General features: G+C 34.9%; 15 protein-coding genes. 6 read left to right on the top strand and 9 right to left on the bottom strand.

Annotation, left to right across the window (positions count from 1 at the left end):
* Positions 1–532 (top strand): hypothetical protein (locus tag K1T76_RS14820; protein ID WP_230245735.1); only part of this gene is annotated, 532 nt, incomplete at its 5' end.
* A gap of 93 nt (positions 533–625) precedes the next feature.
* Here the strand turns inward: K1T76_RS14820 and K1T76_RS14815 are convergent.
* Both K1T76_RS14815 and K1T76_RS14810 read right to left on the bottom strand, forming a co-directional pair.
* Positions 626–940 carry a BrnA antitoxin family protein gene (locus K1T76_RS14815; RefSeq protein ID WP_005098515.1) on the bottom strand — a complete coding sequence of 105 codons (315 nt, stop codon included), beginning with the start codon at positions 938–940 and terminating at the stop codon, positions 626–628.
* Positions 927–1214, bottom strand: coding sequence for a BrnT family toxin (locus tag K1T76_RS14810; protein WP_068975324.1), 288 nt, complete (start codon positions 1212–1214; stop codon positions 927–929). Before K1T76_RS14810 ends, K1T76_RS14815 begins: the two co-directional genes overlap by 14 nt.
* A gap of 490 nt (positions 1215–1704) precedes the next feature.
* Here K1T76_RS14810 and K1T76_RS14805 point away from each other — a divergent pair, with 490 nt between their 5' ends.
* Complete coding sequence (locus K1T76_RS14805; RefSeq protein WP_230245734.1) at positions 1705–3273, top strand: ATP-binding cassette domain-containing protein; 1569 nt, start codon at positions 1705–1707, stop codon at positions 3271–3273.
* Between the two features lie 187 nt (positions 3274–3460).
* On the opposite strand, the gene K1T76_RS14800 is transcribed toward K1T76_RS14805, so the two are convergent.
* The 4 genes from K1T76_RS14800 to K1T76_RS14785 all read right to left on the bottom strand — a co-directional run bounded on the left by K1T76_RS14800 (position 3461) and on the right by K1T76_RS14785 (position 7965).
* Positions 3461–3850, bottom strand: a complete 390-nt coding sequence (locus K1T76_RS14800) for a YybH family protein (protein WP_068975737.1) — start codon at positions 3848–3850, stop codon at positions 3461–3463.
* Between the two features lie 611 nt (positions 3851–4461).
* Complete coding sequence (locus K1T76_RS14795) at positions 4462–4992, bottom strand: plasmid replication DNA-binding protein (protein WP_178319599.1); 531 nt, start codon at positions 4990–4992, stop codon at positions 4462–4464.
* A gap of 58 nt (positions 4993–5050) precedes the next feature.
* Positions 5051–6016 (bottom strand): RepB family plasmid replication initiator protein, encoded by a 966-nt coding sequence (locus K1T76_RS14790; protein WP_178319600.1) that lies wholly within the window; start codon positions 6014–6016, stop codon positions 5051–5053.
* Between the two features lie 779 nt (positions 6017–6795).
* The gene (locus K1T76_RS14785) at positions 6796–7965 is read right to left on the bottom strand and encodes a MobA/MobL family protein (protein WP_230245733.1); all 1170 of its coding nucleotides are present in this window, start codon (positions 7963–7965) and stop codon (positions 6796–6798) included.
* A gap of 305 nt (positions 7966–8270) precedes the next feature.
* Between K1T76_RS14785 and K1T76_RS14780 the strand changes: the two genes are divergently transcribed.
* Positions 8271–9044, top strand: coding sequence for a hypothetical protein (locus tag K1T76_RS14780; RefSeq protein ID WP_179990983.1), 774 nt, complete (start codon positions 8271–8273; stop codon positions 9042–9044).
* Positions 9045–9106: 62 nt separating this feature from the next.
* On the opposite strand, the gene K1T76_RS14775 is transcribed toward K1T76_RS14780, so the two are convergent.
* A protein-coding gene (locus tag K1T76_RS14775; RefSeq protein ID WP_094190431.1) for an IS4-like element ISAba1 family transposase occupies positions 9107–10197 on the bottom strand; the annotation gives its coding sequence in 2 pieces (ribosomal slippage) (positions 9107–9657 and positions 9657–10197; 1092 coding nt in all).
* Positions 10198–10330: 133 nt separating this feature from the next.
* Positions 10331–11161 carry an OXA-134 family carbapenem-hydrolyzing class D beta-lactamase OXA-235 gene (locus K1T76_RS14770; protein WP_000854009.1) on the bottom strand — a complete coding sequence of 277 codons (831 nt, stop codon included), beginning with the start codon at positions 11159–11161 and terminating at the stop codon, positions 10331–10333.
* An 85-nt stretch (positions 11162–11246) separates the two neighbouring features.
* Here K1T76_RS14770 and K1T76_RS14765 point away from each other — a divergent pair.
* Positions 11247–12337, top strand: a protein-coding gene (locus K1T76_RS14765) for an IS4-like element ISAba1 family transposase (RefSeq protein ID WP_085940413.1) whose coding sequence is annotated in 2 segments (ribosomal slippage) — positions 11247–11787 and positions 11787–12337 — 1092 coding nt in all. Because the reading frame shifts where the segments join, the coding sequence is not laid out codon by codon here.
* Positions 12338–12572: 235 nt separating this feature from the next.
* On the opposite strand, the gene K1T76_RS14760 is transcribed toward K1T76_RS14765, so the two are convergent.
* Positions 12573–12818 (bottom strand): hypothetical protein, encoded by a 246-nt coding sequence (locus K1T76_RS14760; protein WP_004728465.1) that lies wholly within the window; start codon positions 12816–12818, stop codon positions 12573–12575.
* A gap of 151 nt (positions 12819–12969) precedes the next feature.
* On the opposite strand from K1T76_RS14760, the gene K1T76_RS14755 reads away from it, so the two are divergent.
* Positions 12970–13194, top strand: coding sequence for a hypothetical protein (locus tag K1T76_RS14755; protein ID WP_004728467.1), 225 nt, complete (start codon positions 12970–12972; stop codon positions 13192–13194).
* A 336-nt stretch (positions 13195–13530) separates the two neighbouring features.
* On the top strand, positions 13531–13913 hold a 383-nt coding region (locus K1T76_RS14750; protein WP_230245732.1), incomplete at its 3' end, for a hypothetical protein.

Here is a 13913-nt window from a genome sequence, read left to right as displayed (position 1 = left end):
AACTTCAGAATTAACTGCAGCAAAAAAAGTTTATAAAAACAATGTAGATAAGTATAAAGAAGATAAGAAAAATATAGAAAACAGATTATATGAATTTATTATTAATCATACAGTTAAGTTGGAAGAAAAAATTATTTATAAGTTCATGGAAATGACTTATGAAAAAATGAGTACCAAAGAAAAACTTGAGTTCGATAAAGCTATTCAAGCACTAGCTATTGAAAAGGGAATTGATAGTAAAAAAATTTCATCCGGTGTAGCTGGCTTAATCGTTATAGGTGAATTAGGTGGCTTTACTACCTATATGCTGATGTCTATGACTCTATCTAAACTAGGATTAGGTGCTTTAGGATTTGGAGTATTTACAGGTGCCTCTTCATTTTTAAGTATTATTTTAGGTCCAGTAGGTTGGGGAGCCGCAGGCGGGTATTTACTATGGAGTTTCGCAGCACCAAATAAACAAAAGGTTAGTAAAATAGTGCTTACCATTGCACTGATTAGAATGCGCTTATTGGAACAAAAAGCAATTTAGTTTGATTAGTGAAACTATTTATCTTTAATACTATCTAAAATTAACATAATACACGTTATACGAAGTCAACAATGGGAGCTTAAGCTCCCATTTTTACTGATGATTTTTTAATTCTTTTAGCATGGCATCCCGCAAAATTTCATTCATTCGTGTTTGATAGCCTTTGCCTTGAGCTTTAAACCATGCAAGTACATCAGCATCTAAACGAATGGAAGTTTGTTGCTTCACTGGGCGATAGAATTGATTATGGCGTACAGCATTGCTCCAGTCGGTAATTTCAGGCATATCTGAGAGATCTAGCTGATCGTCAGGAACCGTTCCCTTAGCAAGCAAGCGTTGAATTTCAGCATCTTGCTTGTCGCTGAATTTTTCATTCAGTTCTTTGCGTGAGTATCTAACCATGCTCATATCTATCTCGCTCCGCCTTAGTGACTTGTCTTGCACTAATGATTCGTATGATTTCACAGTCATCTTCATCAAAGATGGTGTGAGCTACTAACAGCATTAGTACGCCTTTTACTTTTCCAATGGTTTGCCAACGTTCTTCACCATCGGTATGTCTGTCCTGGATTGAGATCCTTAATGGATCATCAAAAACAAGGCTTGCCGTTTCGAAAGAGACATCGTGTTTTTTCTGATTCTTTCGATTCTTAGCCTCATCCCATTCGAAATACTGTTTCATAAAAAACATTCAAATTTGTATATACAATAATGTATCACAAAATTGTATCTCTCAAGTTGAGAAGCGTAATTTTTAGTCAAAATTATTGGCAAAACATTCCAAAACTGCTCATAAAAAAGCCGACTTGTTTCAAAATCGGCTTTTGGGGCATTTTTAGATTTTTCTGGTTTTATTAAGTATTTGATATTTATATTAATATACAAGTGTATTGCGTATAACCACCATTATGTTAAATAACTTTTAGAAGCTTTAGTACAAGCTTGACAGATTGTCTTATCATTATAAAATAACCTTATTCAAATCATCCTCCCAAGAGTAACGCCAATGAAGTAAGTCATTTTCTCATCATTATTTTTAAACTTTTGATGTGCAAAATAGATTCTACTTGTGGCTATATATTCTTGGTCTCTACTTTATATCCTAAATAATATATTGTTTTTTATAAGTTAATCTTCACTATTTTGCATATCCTCTACATGAGGAATTTTTTATGCAACATGCATGTATTGCTTCAAACTTAAATTTAGAATTTTCTACACAGAAAATGTTTGATCAGCTAAACATTACGCTTTTATCAGGACAGGTTTCTGCATTAATTGGACGTAATGGTTTAGGTAAATCCCTATTGTTCAGAATATTAGATCAAAGCCAAGCTTTAGATATTCATTATAGTGGTCAAGTTTCATGGAATATCCAACATGATTATTTGGCACAATTAGAACGCCTTAATGCTGAAAATATTGCACAAGCATTAGAGGTAGATCATTTACATCATGCTTTTCGGCGTATAGAGAACAATACAGCTAGTTTTGATGATTATGAGTTAGTTGAAAATACCTGGGATTTACCACAAAAATGGCAAAATATACTTGAAAATGCTGACTTACCTACGGATTTGAACTTTCCAACAGAAAAACTGAGTGAAGGACAAAAAACAAAGCTGGCTTTATGTCGTTTGTTTTTAAAAAAGGATCACTATCTACTTTTAGATGAACCAAGCAACCATTTAGACTCAACATCTAGACAATGGTTAATTGAGAGTATTTTGGCACACCCTAGTGGTGTATGCCTGATTAGTCATGATCGCCAATTACTCAATCAAGTCCAACATATTTATGCTTTAACTGAATTAGGCTTACAACACTACAAAGGTAATTATGAGCATTACATTCAACAGCATCAGCTACACATGGATGCATTAACTCAGTCTATTAATAATGAGAAAAAAGAATTAAAGCAGTTAAAACAACGGCAACATGATAGCTTAATGAAAGCGAATAAACGTCAATCTAAAGGCAATGAACTTCGTGATTCTAATTCTCAAGCAAAGACTGTTCTAGATTTCAAAAAGGAAAATGCTGGACAAAGCTTAGGTAAGCTACGTGCCCAACAAACTCGACAAACTGATGATTTGAAAAATAGTCTGATTAATAGGCAGACCATTGTAGAAAAAATCAAAGCTCAGAAGTTTGAATTCCACTTACAGAGTACGAAGCAAGGAGAGATTTTAAGAATTTATGATTTAAAGCTACCCCATACAGCAACAAATAAAATTAATTTTGCATTGAAAGCTGGCGAAAAAATCCATCTTAAAGGTGCTAATGGAATTGGTAAATCAACCTTATTGAAATTGATTTCTACCCATCAACGTGATGATATTTTCTTTAGTGGAACATGTTTGTATTTAGATCAAAACTTTAGTTTATTAAATAATGATTTATCCGTAATCGAAAACCTTGCACTTTATAACTCCAATCTTACTGAAGTTGAGTGGAGAAATTTGTTAGGTCAGTTACGTATTCGTCGTGAAAAAGCTTTATTAAAACTATCAGAACTGAGTGGTGGTGAAAAATTGAAAGTCGCATTATTAGCAATGAGTCACTATCCTGATGGTATTGATTTATTATTGCTTGATGAACCAGAAAATCATTTAGATATTGAGTCTAGAGAGCTTCTATCGCAGGCTATTAGCCAATATCAGGGCGCTGTAATTTTAGTTTCACATGATCATTTTTTTGTTGAACAGTGTGAAATATCTGAAGAGTATTTAATTGAGTAAAATGACATTTTCAAATATATAGATTTATTAGTTCTACTAAAATTAACATAATACACGTTATGCGAAATTAGAAAAATGAGTTTATTGCACTGATATTTATCTGTTTTTTAAATTTTAGACCTGGGTTGGTGCCCAGGTTTTTTTATTGCGTATAACAGCCATTATGTTAAATGGACTCTATTCTGTATTATTTTGAATACGTACCTATGATTTCATGGCCATATGAATTGTCTATCGAGCATAGCCAAGTGCCTTCGGAATTCTTTGTAAATACATATGTTGCTTTACGGATTACTTCAGGATAATTGGGTGCTGATACAATGGTATTGGCCAAGACTAAGGCTGAGTTTCCAGTTTCAAGAACTTCTATACCTTGTTGTCTTACTTGTAGTCCATTTTTAAAATATATAGCGATAGCTTCAAAGGCTTTACGAATAGCATCTTTACCTACTGCATTTTGACCAGGCTGAACAACTAATACAGCATCATTTGTATAAATATCCATGAGCGTATCAAAATCTTCAGCAACAATCGCTTTATCGGCCTTATTAATTTGTTCAATAACTGGATGCGTCATAATTCAACTACTATTATTAAGATAATGTTATTAGGAACTTAACTGAAGTTCTTACTAGTCTAGCCATGATTGGGTAATATCCACCATCATCTAATTCAGTTATACATGACTTTAAGTAAACTAGATAGACATCGAGTTGCTGTTGTCATTTTGAATTTTGTAGATGAGATTTTACGTTAAGTGGAATAATTTATTTTTTTAAAGCGTAGGTTTATTTCTACGCTTTCTCTTGGCTATTCCCTTTCATTTAATGCATCTATTGCCACAGAATTTTTATTAATATCCTCAATAGGTTTAATTTTTCAGGAGAATCCAACATATAACTTATGCATAATTAAAAATAACTTAGTCAATGATTCTACAATATATTTTGTGAATTTCTTAATTTTATTAGATTTATCCTCTTTCTAAGAAAATGTTAAGATTCCCTAAAATTAACATAATACACCTTATACGAAATGCATTATAATTCCACTTAGAAATCAATGCTGTAGTTTCTAGTTGATAGCCCATCTTCCCCAAGGTGGGTTTTTTTTATGATTTTTCACGTTCCACGCTTATTATTTGATCAATGTTTCACGACTTTGTTCATATCAGGTAAACAATCGTGGTTAATCATAGGGTCTAAAAAAACGGCTCCAAAAGCCTCTTTTTTCAGGTTCAGGTTCAATATGCTCTGGTACTGGAATTCGCTTCTTAGGCTCTTGGATCTCAGTCTGAATCTCAGCTTCTTCTTTTGATTCAACAGTCTCTTGGGGGGGGGCAACTGGTGTTGGATCTTCTACCTTTGGAGGTTTTGGGGCTTCCAGTAGGCGTTGCATTGCTTCGATTTGTTCTTGGTAGAAGTTTTCTCTCTCTAAAGACTGATTTTCTCGCAAAATTGATTGGTTTAATTGACGTTCAAGCATGTCAACTTGACGTTTTAGCATGTCAATTTCTGTTAAGTTTTGACTGTCAGTTGATTTACTTTGATTGACAGTTACATTTTTGTTTTGTGGTTCTCCAAAGACTCTAAGTGCCTCTGCAAAGTCAATCAAACCATCTGAGCTTTTAGATAAATTTCCTTTATTAATATGAGCATATATAGCTTGTCGTGAATATCCATATAGCTTTGCAAGTTCCGATACTGATAGCTTTTTCATAGTTGTAAAGTTGTTATCAAGTCATGTTAATAATTGACTATTCAATTGACAGTGTCAATTAACTTAATGACTTGAATCCTAACTGCTTTAAGTAAGGCATATATTCTCTTACTTTTGCAGGGTCTATTAGCTGATTAGCAATTCGTTTAGCAAAATCCTCATAACTCTCACCAACTTCACTATATTGGTTCGCAAAAGCTGAGTCATAGGCAAGTTTGTTTGAGAACAAATCAATTTGGCTAACTGTAAGAGGCTTTTCTTTTTTCTTTTCTTTAGAAGGCTTCGTAGTTTCTTTTTTTCCAATTACGAATCTAAAACCTGTAATTTTTTTGCCATCTTTAAGGTTGGAGAAAGATACTTGTAGTTCAGTAGATTTATTAATTTCTGATACCGCTGGTACGATAACTCTTTTTTTTAAATTCCAAAGCAAGGAATACTTATTTTGTAACTCGAATATATTTCTGAACTCTTCTTCTTTGAAATCTCTGTGTCCTATATTTTCGTATTGTTTTAATAATTGATAAAGCTGGATGGAGTGGGATCCTCTTAGCTGTAAAACTTCTTTAATTGTAAACTTTGTGTATGGATGATTGTTATTAAATATAGACAACATAAACAGGACTTCATTTGTGAAGTAAAAGCTTATTTTTCCATCTGCATATTCAATACGAATTACCCAGTGAACCGACACGCGATTACCTTTTGTATTTATGTAAGAAAAGTATCTTCCACGAAGATCATCAGCAGCTCTTTTTAATTGAGAGTAGGCACTGCCTAGTTCGATATCACATGCTTCAGCAAAGTCTTTAGCAGTAATAGTAAATTTACTAGATTCACTCATTGGATTAAGACGAACTATAGGGCTAGCTAAAATAAAGATCCTTTTTTCATCTACGGACATGCTATTCCACGCTTCGATCATCCTATTCTGCATGACTGTATATTCTGCTGGATATTGAGCTACAGGCTTTTGAATAGGGTATTCATGATCATCAACTACTATAGTATCTAATTGAGAATCCATATTTTTTTAATTCATACATATTTGATAATGTATGAATATATGAGCTAACAATAGTAAAGTCAAACCTAGAAAAATGTATGATTATTCTTTTGTACAGTGTTTTTTTAATTTTTTGATCTTTATCAAAGTATAAAAAATTATCCATCTATAAATTTGGAGTATAAAAAATAGTCTGATTTATAAATTATAAGTATAAGAATCAATCAAAACAAATAGTGAAAGAACTAAAATTAGCTAAAAATATAGAGATTATTTATATCTAGGTAAATGTATGAAGATCTAGGTAAATGTATGAAGTTTCCTAGGTAAATGTATGGAGTTTCCTAGGTAAATGTATGGAGTTTCCTAGGTAAATGTATGAATTAAATATCTATAATCCTTTCTATATGAGCATTACAGACGTTCTAAAAGTATTTAAAAGTTAAAAATATTAAAAAATATATACACCTTTAAAAATTGCCCTATGTTTTCGCTACGCTCAAACTCTATTGAACTTCGCTTACGCTCAGTTCGAAGGGGCCATTTTTGGGTTAATCTCGTGATAACTTCAAAAAAAGCAAAAGCAGCTCGGAATTCGCTTCGCTCATAAGTTTTTTTATGCTCGCTTCGCTCGGTCTAGAAGCACATTCAATCTGTTCGCACCCTACGGGATGCTCTGCACCTAAATCTCTACAGCAAAGGGGAGCTTGTAATCAGGGAAAAAACATGGCGAAAATTTTAATTGTGTCTGTTCGCTCGTAGACACTCGCTCTGTAAGGCCTGAATAAAACCAGATAATTTTAAAAACCTGGACCACCGTAATCATAATCATCAGATTTTGGCTTTGGCTGTTCGGGTTGAACCGGTTGAGGGGGCTTATTCTGCATGGGTAATGGATACTTTGGCTGGGAATGCACTTCAAACTCAAAGCATGGCGTTGAGTTATGCTCTGAATCTCTCAATTTTCGATTCATGTTCTGAAGGTTCCAGCCTTCTTGATGCAATATAGGCTCTTGGGTTTTGATAATTTCACTAAAATCTTTTTCCAGTTTTTCCTTATTTTTCTGGTTCTTCACTAAATAATTCAGGTAATACATCACTTCCAATGATGAAAATGGATGGTTTTCAGCACTATAAAAATATTCATGTTGTTGATCTAATTGCTTTTGGCGTTCTTCGAGTTTTCGTTCTTGCTGGTTGTGTTCTCTGATTTTTTGGATTTGGGCGAGATATTCCGCTGTCGCATTTTGTTGGCCAACGCCTAGTTTTGGCTCTGGAAGGTATAGCGTGCCGTGGATCTCGTTATATTTTTCATAGCTGTCTGCTGAAACCTGATTTTTGATGGTTATGTCTTGGCCGTCAATCTGGTAGGTCACAGTAGGGCAGTGCTCGGCCAAAGCATCATTGAGGTGGTTTTCCCATTGTTTCCGGATATAGATCAGGAAAGCTGAATAATCATCATGACCATTTTGGAGTTGGATTTTCTTGGCACCGCCTTTTGCCGGATCTTGAGGATTGTAGCGTTTAAAGTACTGTTCTACTGTGCGTTCAATGCCGTCATCGGCTTTGAGGGAAAACATGAGGTGGCAATGGGGCTGTTCTTCGCCACTAATGCGTGATTTTACGTTGTGTATGGCGTATGAATGTGGATAGTTGAAGCTAGCTACATGTTTGTCTAAAAATGTCTCTATGAGCGTTTTACGCTGTTCTGGCGTGAATTCATTTGGTAGGGCAATTTCATACTCCATATAGGCCTTGGCATTCGCTCGTTCATAAGTATCTGCTGCATGCCAAAATTCGATTGGATCTTTAACGAAAGAAGGCATACAGCGGCCAGGCTCAACATGTTCCAGCACCTCATTACTGTTTTTGCGAACCTGCTCATACTGCATTAGCCGTGCAATGTAGAGGTAATGCTGAATGGCGTAGCCTTTATTTTTACTTTTGACGCTGAAATGATAGCTGGCCATGCTTACCTCTGTTGGGTTCTAGACCGGTTTTTATGTAGTGAAACGGAATGAAAACCGCCCGGATTTGGAATGCCTGGATGGCTGAAAAATCCGGTTGAAGGGGGTCAAGGGGGAATCGCCCCATTGCGTACTAGTTTCTCCGATCAGGAGAAACTGTCAAGTGCGAATTATTTAAATTAAAAATAAAAATTCTTTTCAAGAAATTTTATTTTTAATTTAAATAATTATTTTCAGACTGCCCGATTTAAATATGGTAAAACCATATTTAAATCGGTAGCAGTTCTGAAAATTTAGCGGCAGATGATATGACCCAGGAAAAAGCAAAGAAAAGAGGCAGACCAGCTCAGTTACTTCAGGTAGCGGAATTACATGCTTTCGTGGAGTTTTTATTAGAAAAAGATCCTCGTTCTAAATTAGAAAATCAAGTTGTCGATGCACTACAGGCTGAAGATTTCGACTTTGAAATGTTGTCTGAAGCTCAACAGATCTTAGTGAAAGAGGCCTTAAAACCTTATCGTGAGCACATGAAGTTAAAGCTATTGTTTGATGAGTTGTCTGAAAATCCAAAACGTACAGACTATGAAGAAAAGTTTGTGCAGTTGTATCAGGGATATCAGAACAATGAACTAGATCCAACAAAGACAAATATTTTGAAAACGATGTGTACTCGTTATCTAAAGTTTAAAGCACAAAAATTGGAGTATAAGGATTTAGAACTGTACTTAAGCCAGATTCAAAAAAAAGAAATCAATAAAAAAAGAACAGCAGCAGATCATCGAAAATATCAGTTAGGTGGCGCTGTCATTGCTGCTTATAAAGAATTGGGTCTTAATATTGATACTTTGACACCAGATCAAGTTAGAAAAGCCATTGTAGGAAATAAGAGGATCATAAATAAGATCGAAAAATCTATAATATTTGAGCAGATTGAGGCGAATCTTGAAACGTTTCTCTTCAGTTGGCCAATATTTTTTAAGGTCATTGATAAATTAGCAATGATTGAGTATGAAGGTGAAATTGTTCCTGAGTATATAAAAGCAATTATGTCATCTTTATCAGAGTGTCAATATAAAAAATAGTTAAAAATAAATAAATTAAAATAAGTTATTTTTAATAATAAAAGCTCTGTACACGACAAATTTCACAGAACCCTTATCCTATCAGGGTTCTGCCTTCTTAAAATTGCCAAAATTTCCTTAAACTCTTCTTTTTTCCCAAAACCAATTAAACGCTGAATCGCCATTTGAACATAGTCTAAACCATAGCGAAATAAACTCATTGAGAGTCGTCCATGCTTCTTTATTTTTATCGCTTTTTTTTGATCATGTTGCCATTCACCCGTTAAGTAACACCAACAGAAGCTTATAGCTAACACCGCAATCAATTTTTTCACTCGTCTAGGGTCTGTCAAGCGCGTATTTTCAAGATTAAACCCGCGTCCTTTGAGACAACTGAATAAGGTTTCAATTTCCCAGCGTAATGCATAATCCTGAATAGCATTGGCATTAAACTGAGGAGAAACGACGAGTAAAAGCTCTCCATTTTCTAACTGTAGTGCACTTATATATAGTTTCACCCGACCAACCAAAATCCGTCGTTTACGACATTCAATTTGACCAACTTGAAGATGGCGAAATAAATCACTAATTTTATGATTCTTTCCTAAATGATTGGTGACAATGAAGTTTTTTTAACACGAATGCAGAAGTTGATGTCTTGTTCAATTAACCATGTAAACCACTGCTCACCGATAAACTCTCTGTCTGCGAACACATTCACAATACGGTCTTTACCAAAAATGGCTATAAAGCGTTGAATCAAAGCAATACGCTCTTTCGTATCTGAATTTCCACGTTTATTAAGCAATGTCCAAAGGATAGGTATCGCTATTCCACGATAAACGATTGCGAGCATCAGGATATTAATATTTCGTTTTCCCCATTTCCAATTGGTTCTATCTAAAGTCAGTTGCACTTGGTCGAATGAAAACATATTGAAAATCAACTGAGAAATTTGACGATAATCAAAATACTGACCTGCAAAGAAGCGCTGCATACGTCGATAAAATGATTGTGGTAAGCACTTGATGGGCAAGGCTTTAGATGCAGAAGAAAGATTACATGTTTGCTTTAAAATAATCACAAGCATGATGAGCGCAAAGCACTTTAAATGTGACTTGTTCCATTTTAGATATTTGTTTAAGATAAGATATAACTCATTGAGATGTGTCATAGTATTCGTCGTTAGAAAACAATTATTATGACATTATTTCAATGAGTTATCTATTTTTGTCGTGTACAGAGATTTAAATGTTTATTCTTAAAAATATAGCTTAAATTTGGCGTTTTTCCCATGCCTATTTACGTTACCCTTCAGCTTTCGGATAAAGCGCTAATTCGGCCAAGGCCTGCTGCAAAATTTTAAGACGGATCGCCGGATCCATATTACTTTGCATCTGCATATTCAGTGAAAATGCCACGATTTCGTCCTGAGGTGTTTCGATCCAGCCGGTGAGCCAGCCGACTTGCGGCTCCACATCCATACCCCAACCAGATTTGGCATATAGTCGATAATCTTGTCGCTCCTGTAACAGTAACATGGCTTTGACTTGTTGCTGGACTTGAGGATCAAAGGCAAGTTGCTCTTGAGCAAGCGCAGAGGCAAATTCGACTTCTTGTTCCGGGGTGATTTTCAAAGGTCCGACTAACCAGAAGTTGTCGATATGCTGACCAATCTGCTGATTACCAAATCGAATGCGTTGCACTTCCTGTTGCATTAGTTCCAGACCAATGCGACGTGCCAGTTCCTGATAGACGGGTACAGCAGAAGCTTGCATGGCTTGGCCGAGAGTCATGTCTTTTTCCCAGGCTGCAAAACTGCGCTTCTTGCCATCCCATTTAAAGATTTCATTGGTCGTGGCTTTACCATGTTGCAGGCCAATCAGGGCATTGAGTATTTTAAAGGTTGAAGCAGGAATATATTCGGTATGTGCACGACTCAAATCATTGCCATAGACCTGTAGATGTGGGCCCCGTTGAATTACTAAAACGCCAGAGCTTTGTGCCTGATCAAATAATTTGGCAATGGTTTGAATAGATTGAGTTGAAGTGATTTGAGAGGACGAATTTGAAACAGGCAAGCTACAGGCTGTCAGGCTCAAGCAACTAAGTAAAGGCAACAAAATAAGAGTTTTCATAAGTTCAGGATATTCTCTGTACACGACAAAAATAGATAACTCATTGAAATAATGTCATAATAATTGTTTTCTAACGACGAATACTATGACACATCTCAATGAGTTATATCTTATCTTAAACAAATATCTAAAATGGAACAAGTCACATTTAAAGTGCTTTGCGCTCATCATGCTTGTGATTATTTTAAAGCAAACATGTAATCTTTCTTCTGCATCTAAAGCCTTGCCCATCAAGTGCTTACCACAATCATTTTATCGACGTATGCAGCGCTTCTTTGCAGGTCAGTATTTTGATTATCGTCAAATTTCTCAGTTGATTTTCAATATGTTTTCATTCGACCAAGTGCAACTGACTTTAGATAGAACCAATTGGAAATGGGGAAAACGAAATATTAATATCCTGATGCTCGCAATCGTTTATCGTGGAATAGCGATACCTATCCTTTGGACATTGCTTAATAAACGTGGAAATTCAGATACGAAAGAGCGTATTGCTTTGATTCAACGCTTTATAGCCATTTTTGGTAAAGACCGTATTGTGAATGTGTTCGCAGACAGAGAGTTTATCGGTGAGCAGTGGTTTACATGGTTAATTGAACAAGACATCAACTTCTGCATTCGTGTTAAAAAAACTTCATTGTCACCAATCATTTAGGAAAGAATCATAAAATTAGTGATTTATTTCGCCATCTTAAAGTTGGTCAAATTGAATGTCGTAAACGACGGATTTTGGTTGGTCGGGTGAAACTATATATAAGTGCACTACAGTTAGAAAATGGAGAGCTTTTACTCGTCGTTTCTCCTCAGTTTAATGCCAATGCTATTCAGGATTATGCATTACGCTGGGAAATTGAAACCTTATTCAGTTGTCTCAAAGGACGCGGGTTTAATCTTGAAAATACGCGCTTGACAGACCCTAGACGAGTGAAAAAATTGATTGCGGTGTTAGCTATAAGCTTCTGTTGGTGTTACTTAACGGGTGAATGGCAACATGATCAAAAAAAAGCGATAAAAATAAAGAAGCATGGACGACTCTCAATGAGTTTATTTCGCTATGGTTTAGACTATGTTCAAATGGCGATTCAGCGTTTAATTGGTTTTGGGAAAAAAGAAGAGTTTAAGGAAATTTTGGCAATTTTAAGAAGGCAGAACCCTGATAGGATAAGGGTTCTGTGAAATTTGTCGTGTACAGAGTAATAAAAGCTAGATATATCTGGCTTCTCAGTGATTGATTGGATTTAGATATCCACTTTCTTAAACAATAAGAAGGATAAATTCCGAATAATCATGATGATGATTGCCAATTTGCCAGGTGTGTAGAATATTGCAATAAAAAACCCCGGTATCCTGCCAGGGTTTTATAGTGTTTATGCGGGTTTCAAGCCACAAAAGAGTAAAGACGATTCATAACTCAATAGTCAAAGTTGAAGAAGTGTTCTGGGAAACAAGAAAGGAAGGCTTTTTGAATGTCGCTGTATTCACCTTCTGGGTGTTCCTCTAGATAACGTCGAGTCCAAATGACTGTTGCTTCATAGTCGTTAAAGCTCGGGTCGAGTTGTAAAAAAATCCAGAGTTCATGTGCTTTTTGAATGAAAAAGTCATTGATGATCATGAGGGCAATTTTCTTTTCAGCGTTTGAATTAGGGTATGAGTACATAGTATGTCTCCTATAGAGATGATAAATAGTTTCGTTGATAAACTATTTATAACACATAAAATAATGTGTTTACCACATAATTTTATGTGTTTTTATGTAAATATAACCCTATGCTATAATCTCAAAACACGATTTCTATAAATTTAATCAAATGCCATATACTGAATTTCAACGTCTTATCGGTAAAGCAGGGCTTTCAATTAAGGAATTTGCTGCCTTATTGGATATGAAACCCAATTCGATTACGAATTACAGTAAACAAGGTGTGGTTCCTACACATATCGCTGTAATCGTTGCGTTGATTTCTACGATGAAAGATGAGGGATTAGATTTCTATCCAATTTTTGAAAAAATTAAGTCGTATTCAAAAGAGTAAAACTTTCATTTTTTGATAGCTGTAAGCTTTTTAGTAGAGATTGATGACGTAAAAAATGCCTGAACTTCAGGCATTTTTTTATTTTGAGGTACTTATAAACCTCAATAGAACTTTTCAATAAAGTTTCGAGTTTTGAGAACCAGGATGTTCATCAAAGTACCTTACGTTCTGAGATCTTAGGACGGGCAATCGTTAAACCGGACATTTCTACTTGGGGCTTACACTCGAACTGCGCATAAGAGATTTTATGTTAAATAACTTGTATAAGTTATTGTTTTTTATAAATATATATTAGAGAATATATTGACATAATACTCAACATATACAGGTTGCATAGTGAACTCATTTAACAATCAATTTTATGCAAATCATGAACTGCTTAAAATTTTATATTTAGCAACTACAGAGGAAAAATTACAACTTACAAGAATATTGGAAAACGATACTACTTTACCATATCAAGTTAATAAACCTTTTTTAAATGAGAAACTTGTTCGAGAATTGACTTGGTCTGGTGGTAATACTATTGCCAATATTTTTAGAGGTAATGGTAACAGTTATCTAGATATGCTTGATGATGTGGCATTATTATTAAAAATTCCCAAGAATGAATATACTCCTTACAGTAATCTTCAGGCCTTAGATGATTCTTATATATATGATGATATAATAGTTAAAACATTATGTCAGGAAGTTATTTGTCCTGAACTAAATTTACC

It is taken from the genome of Acinetobacter sp. PW68, assembly GCF_020982655.1.
Taxonomy (GTDB): Bacteria; Pseudomonadota; Gammaproteobacteria; order Pseudomonadales; family Moraxellaceae; genus Acinetobacter; species Acinetobacter towneri_A.
Note: the sequence above shows the minus strand (reverse complement) of the source record. Positions and strands in the feature narration are given on the sequence as shown.

Excerpts from the sequence above, each read along its gene's own strand:
- K1T76_RS14780 (WP_179990983.1), top strand. The coding sequence starts at position 8,271 with ATGACCCAGGAAAAAGCAAAGAAAAGAGGCAGACCAGCTCAGTTACTT.
- K1T76_RS14785 (WP_230245733.1), bottom strand. The coding sequence starts at position 7,965 with ATGGCCAGCTATCATTTCAGCGTCAAAAGTAAAAATAAAGGCTACGCC.
- K1T76_RS14755 (WP_004728467.1), top strand. The coding sequence starts at position 12,970 with ATGCCATATACTGAATTTCAACGTCTTATCGGTAAAGCAGGGCTTTCA.
- K1T76_RS14805 (WP_230245734.1), top strand. The coding sequence starts at position 1,705 with ATGCAACATGCATGTATTGCTTCAAACTTAAATTTAGAATTTTCTACA.
- K1T76_RS14795 (WP_178319599.1), bottom strand. The coding sequence starts at position 4,992 with ATGAAAAAGCTATCAGTATCGGAACTTGCAAAGCTATATGGATATTCA.
- K1T76_RS14810 (WP_068975324.1), bottom strand. The coding sequence starts at position 1,214 with ATGAAACAGTATTTCGAATGGGATGAGGCTAAGAATCGAAAGAATCAG.
- K1T76_RS14790 (WP_178319600.1), bottom strand. The coding sequence starts at position 6,016 with ATGGATTCTCAATTAGATACTATAGTAGTTGATGATCATGAATACCCT.
- K1T76_RS14815 (WP_005098515.1), bottom strand. The coding sequence starts at position 940 with ATGAGCATGGTTAGATACTCACGCAAAGAACTGAATGAAAAATTCAGC.
- K1T76_RS14770 (WP_000854009.1), bottom strand. The coding sequence starts at position 11,161 with ATGAAAACTCTTATTTTGTTGCCTTTACTTAGTTGCTTGAGCCTGACA.
- K1T76_RS14800 (WP_068975737.1), bottom strand. The coding sequence starts at position 3,850 with ATGACGCATCCAGTTATTGAACAAATTAATAAGGCCGATAAAGCGATT.
- K1T76_RS14760 (WP_004728465.1), bottom strand. The coding sequence starts at position 12,818 with ATGTACTCATACCCTAATTCAAACGCTGAAAAGAAAATTGCCCTCATG.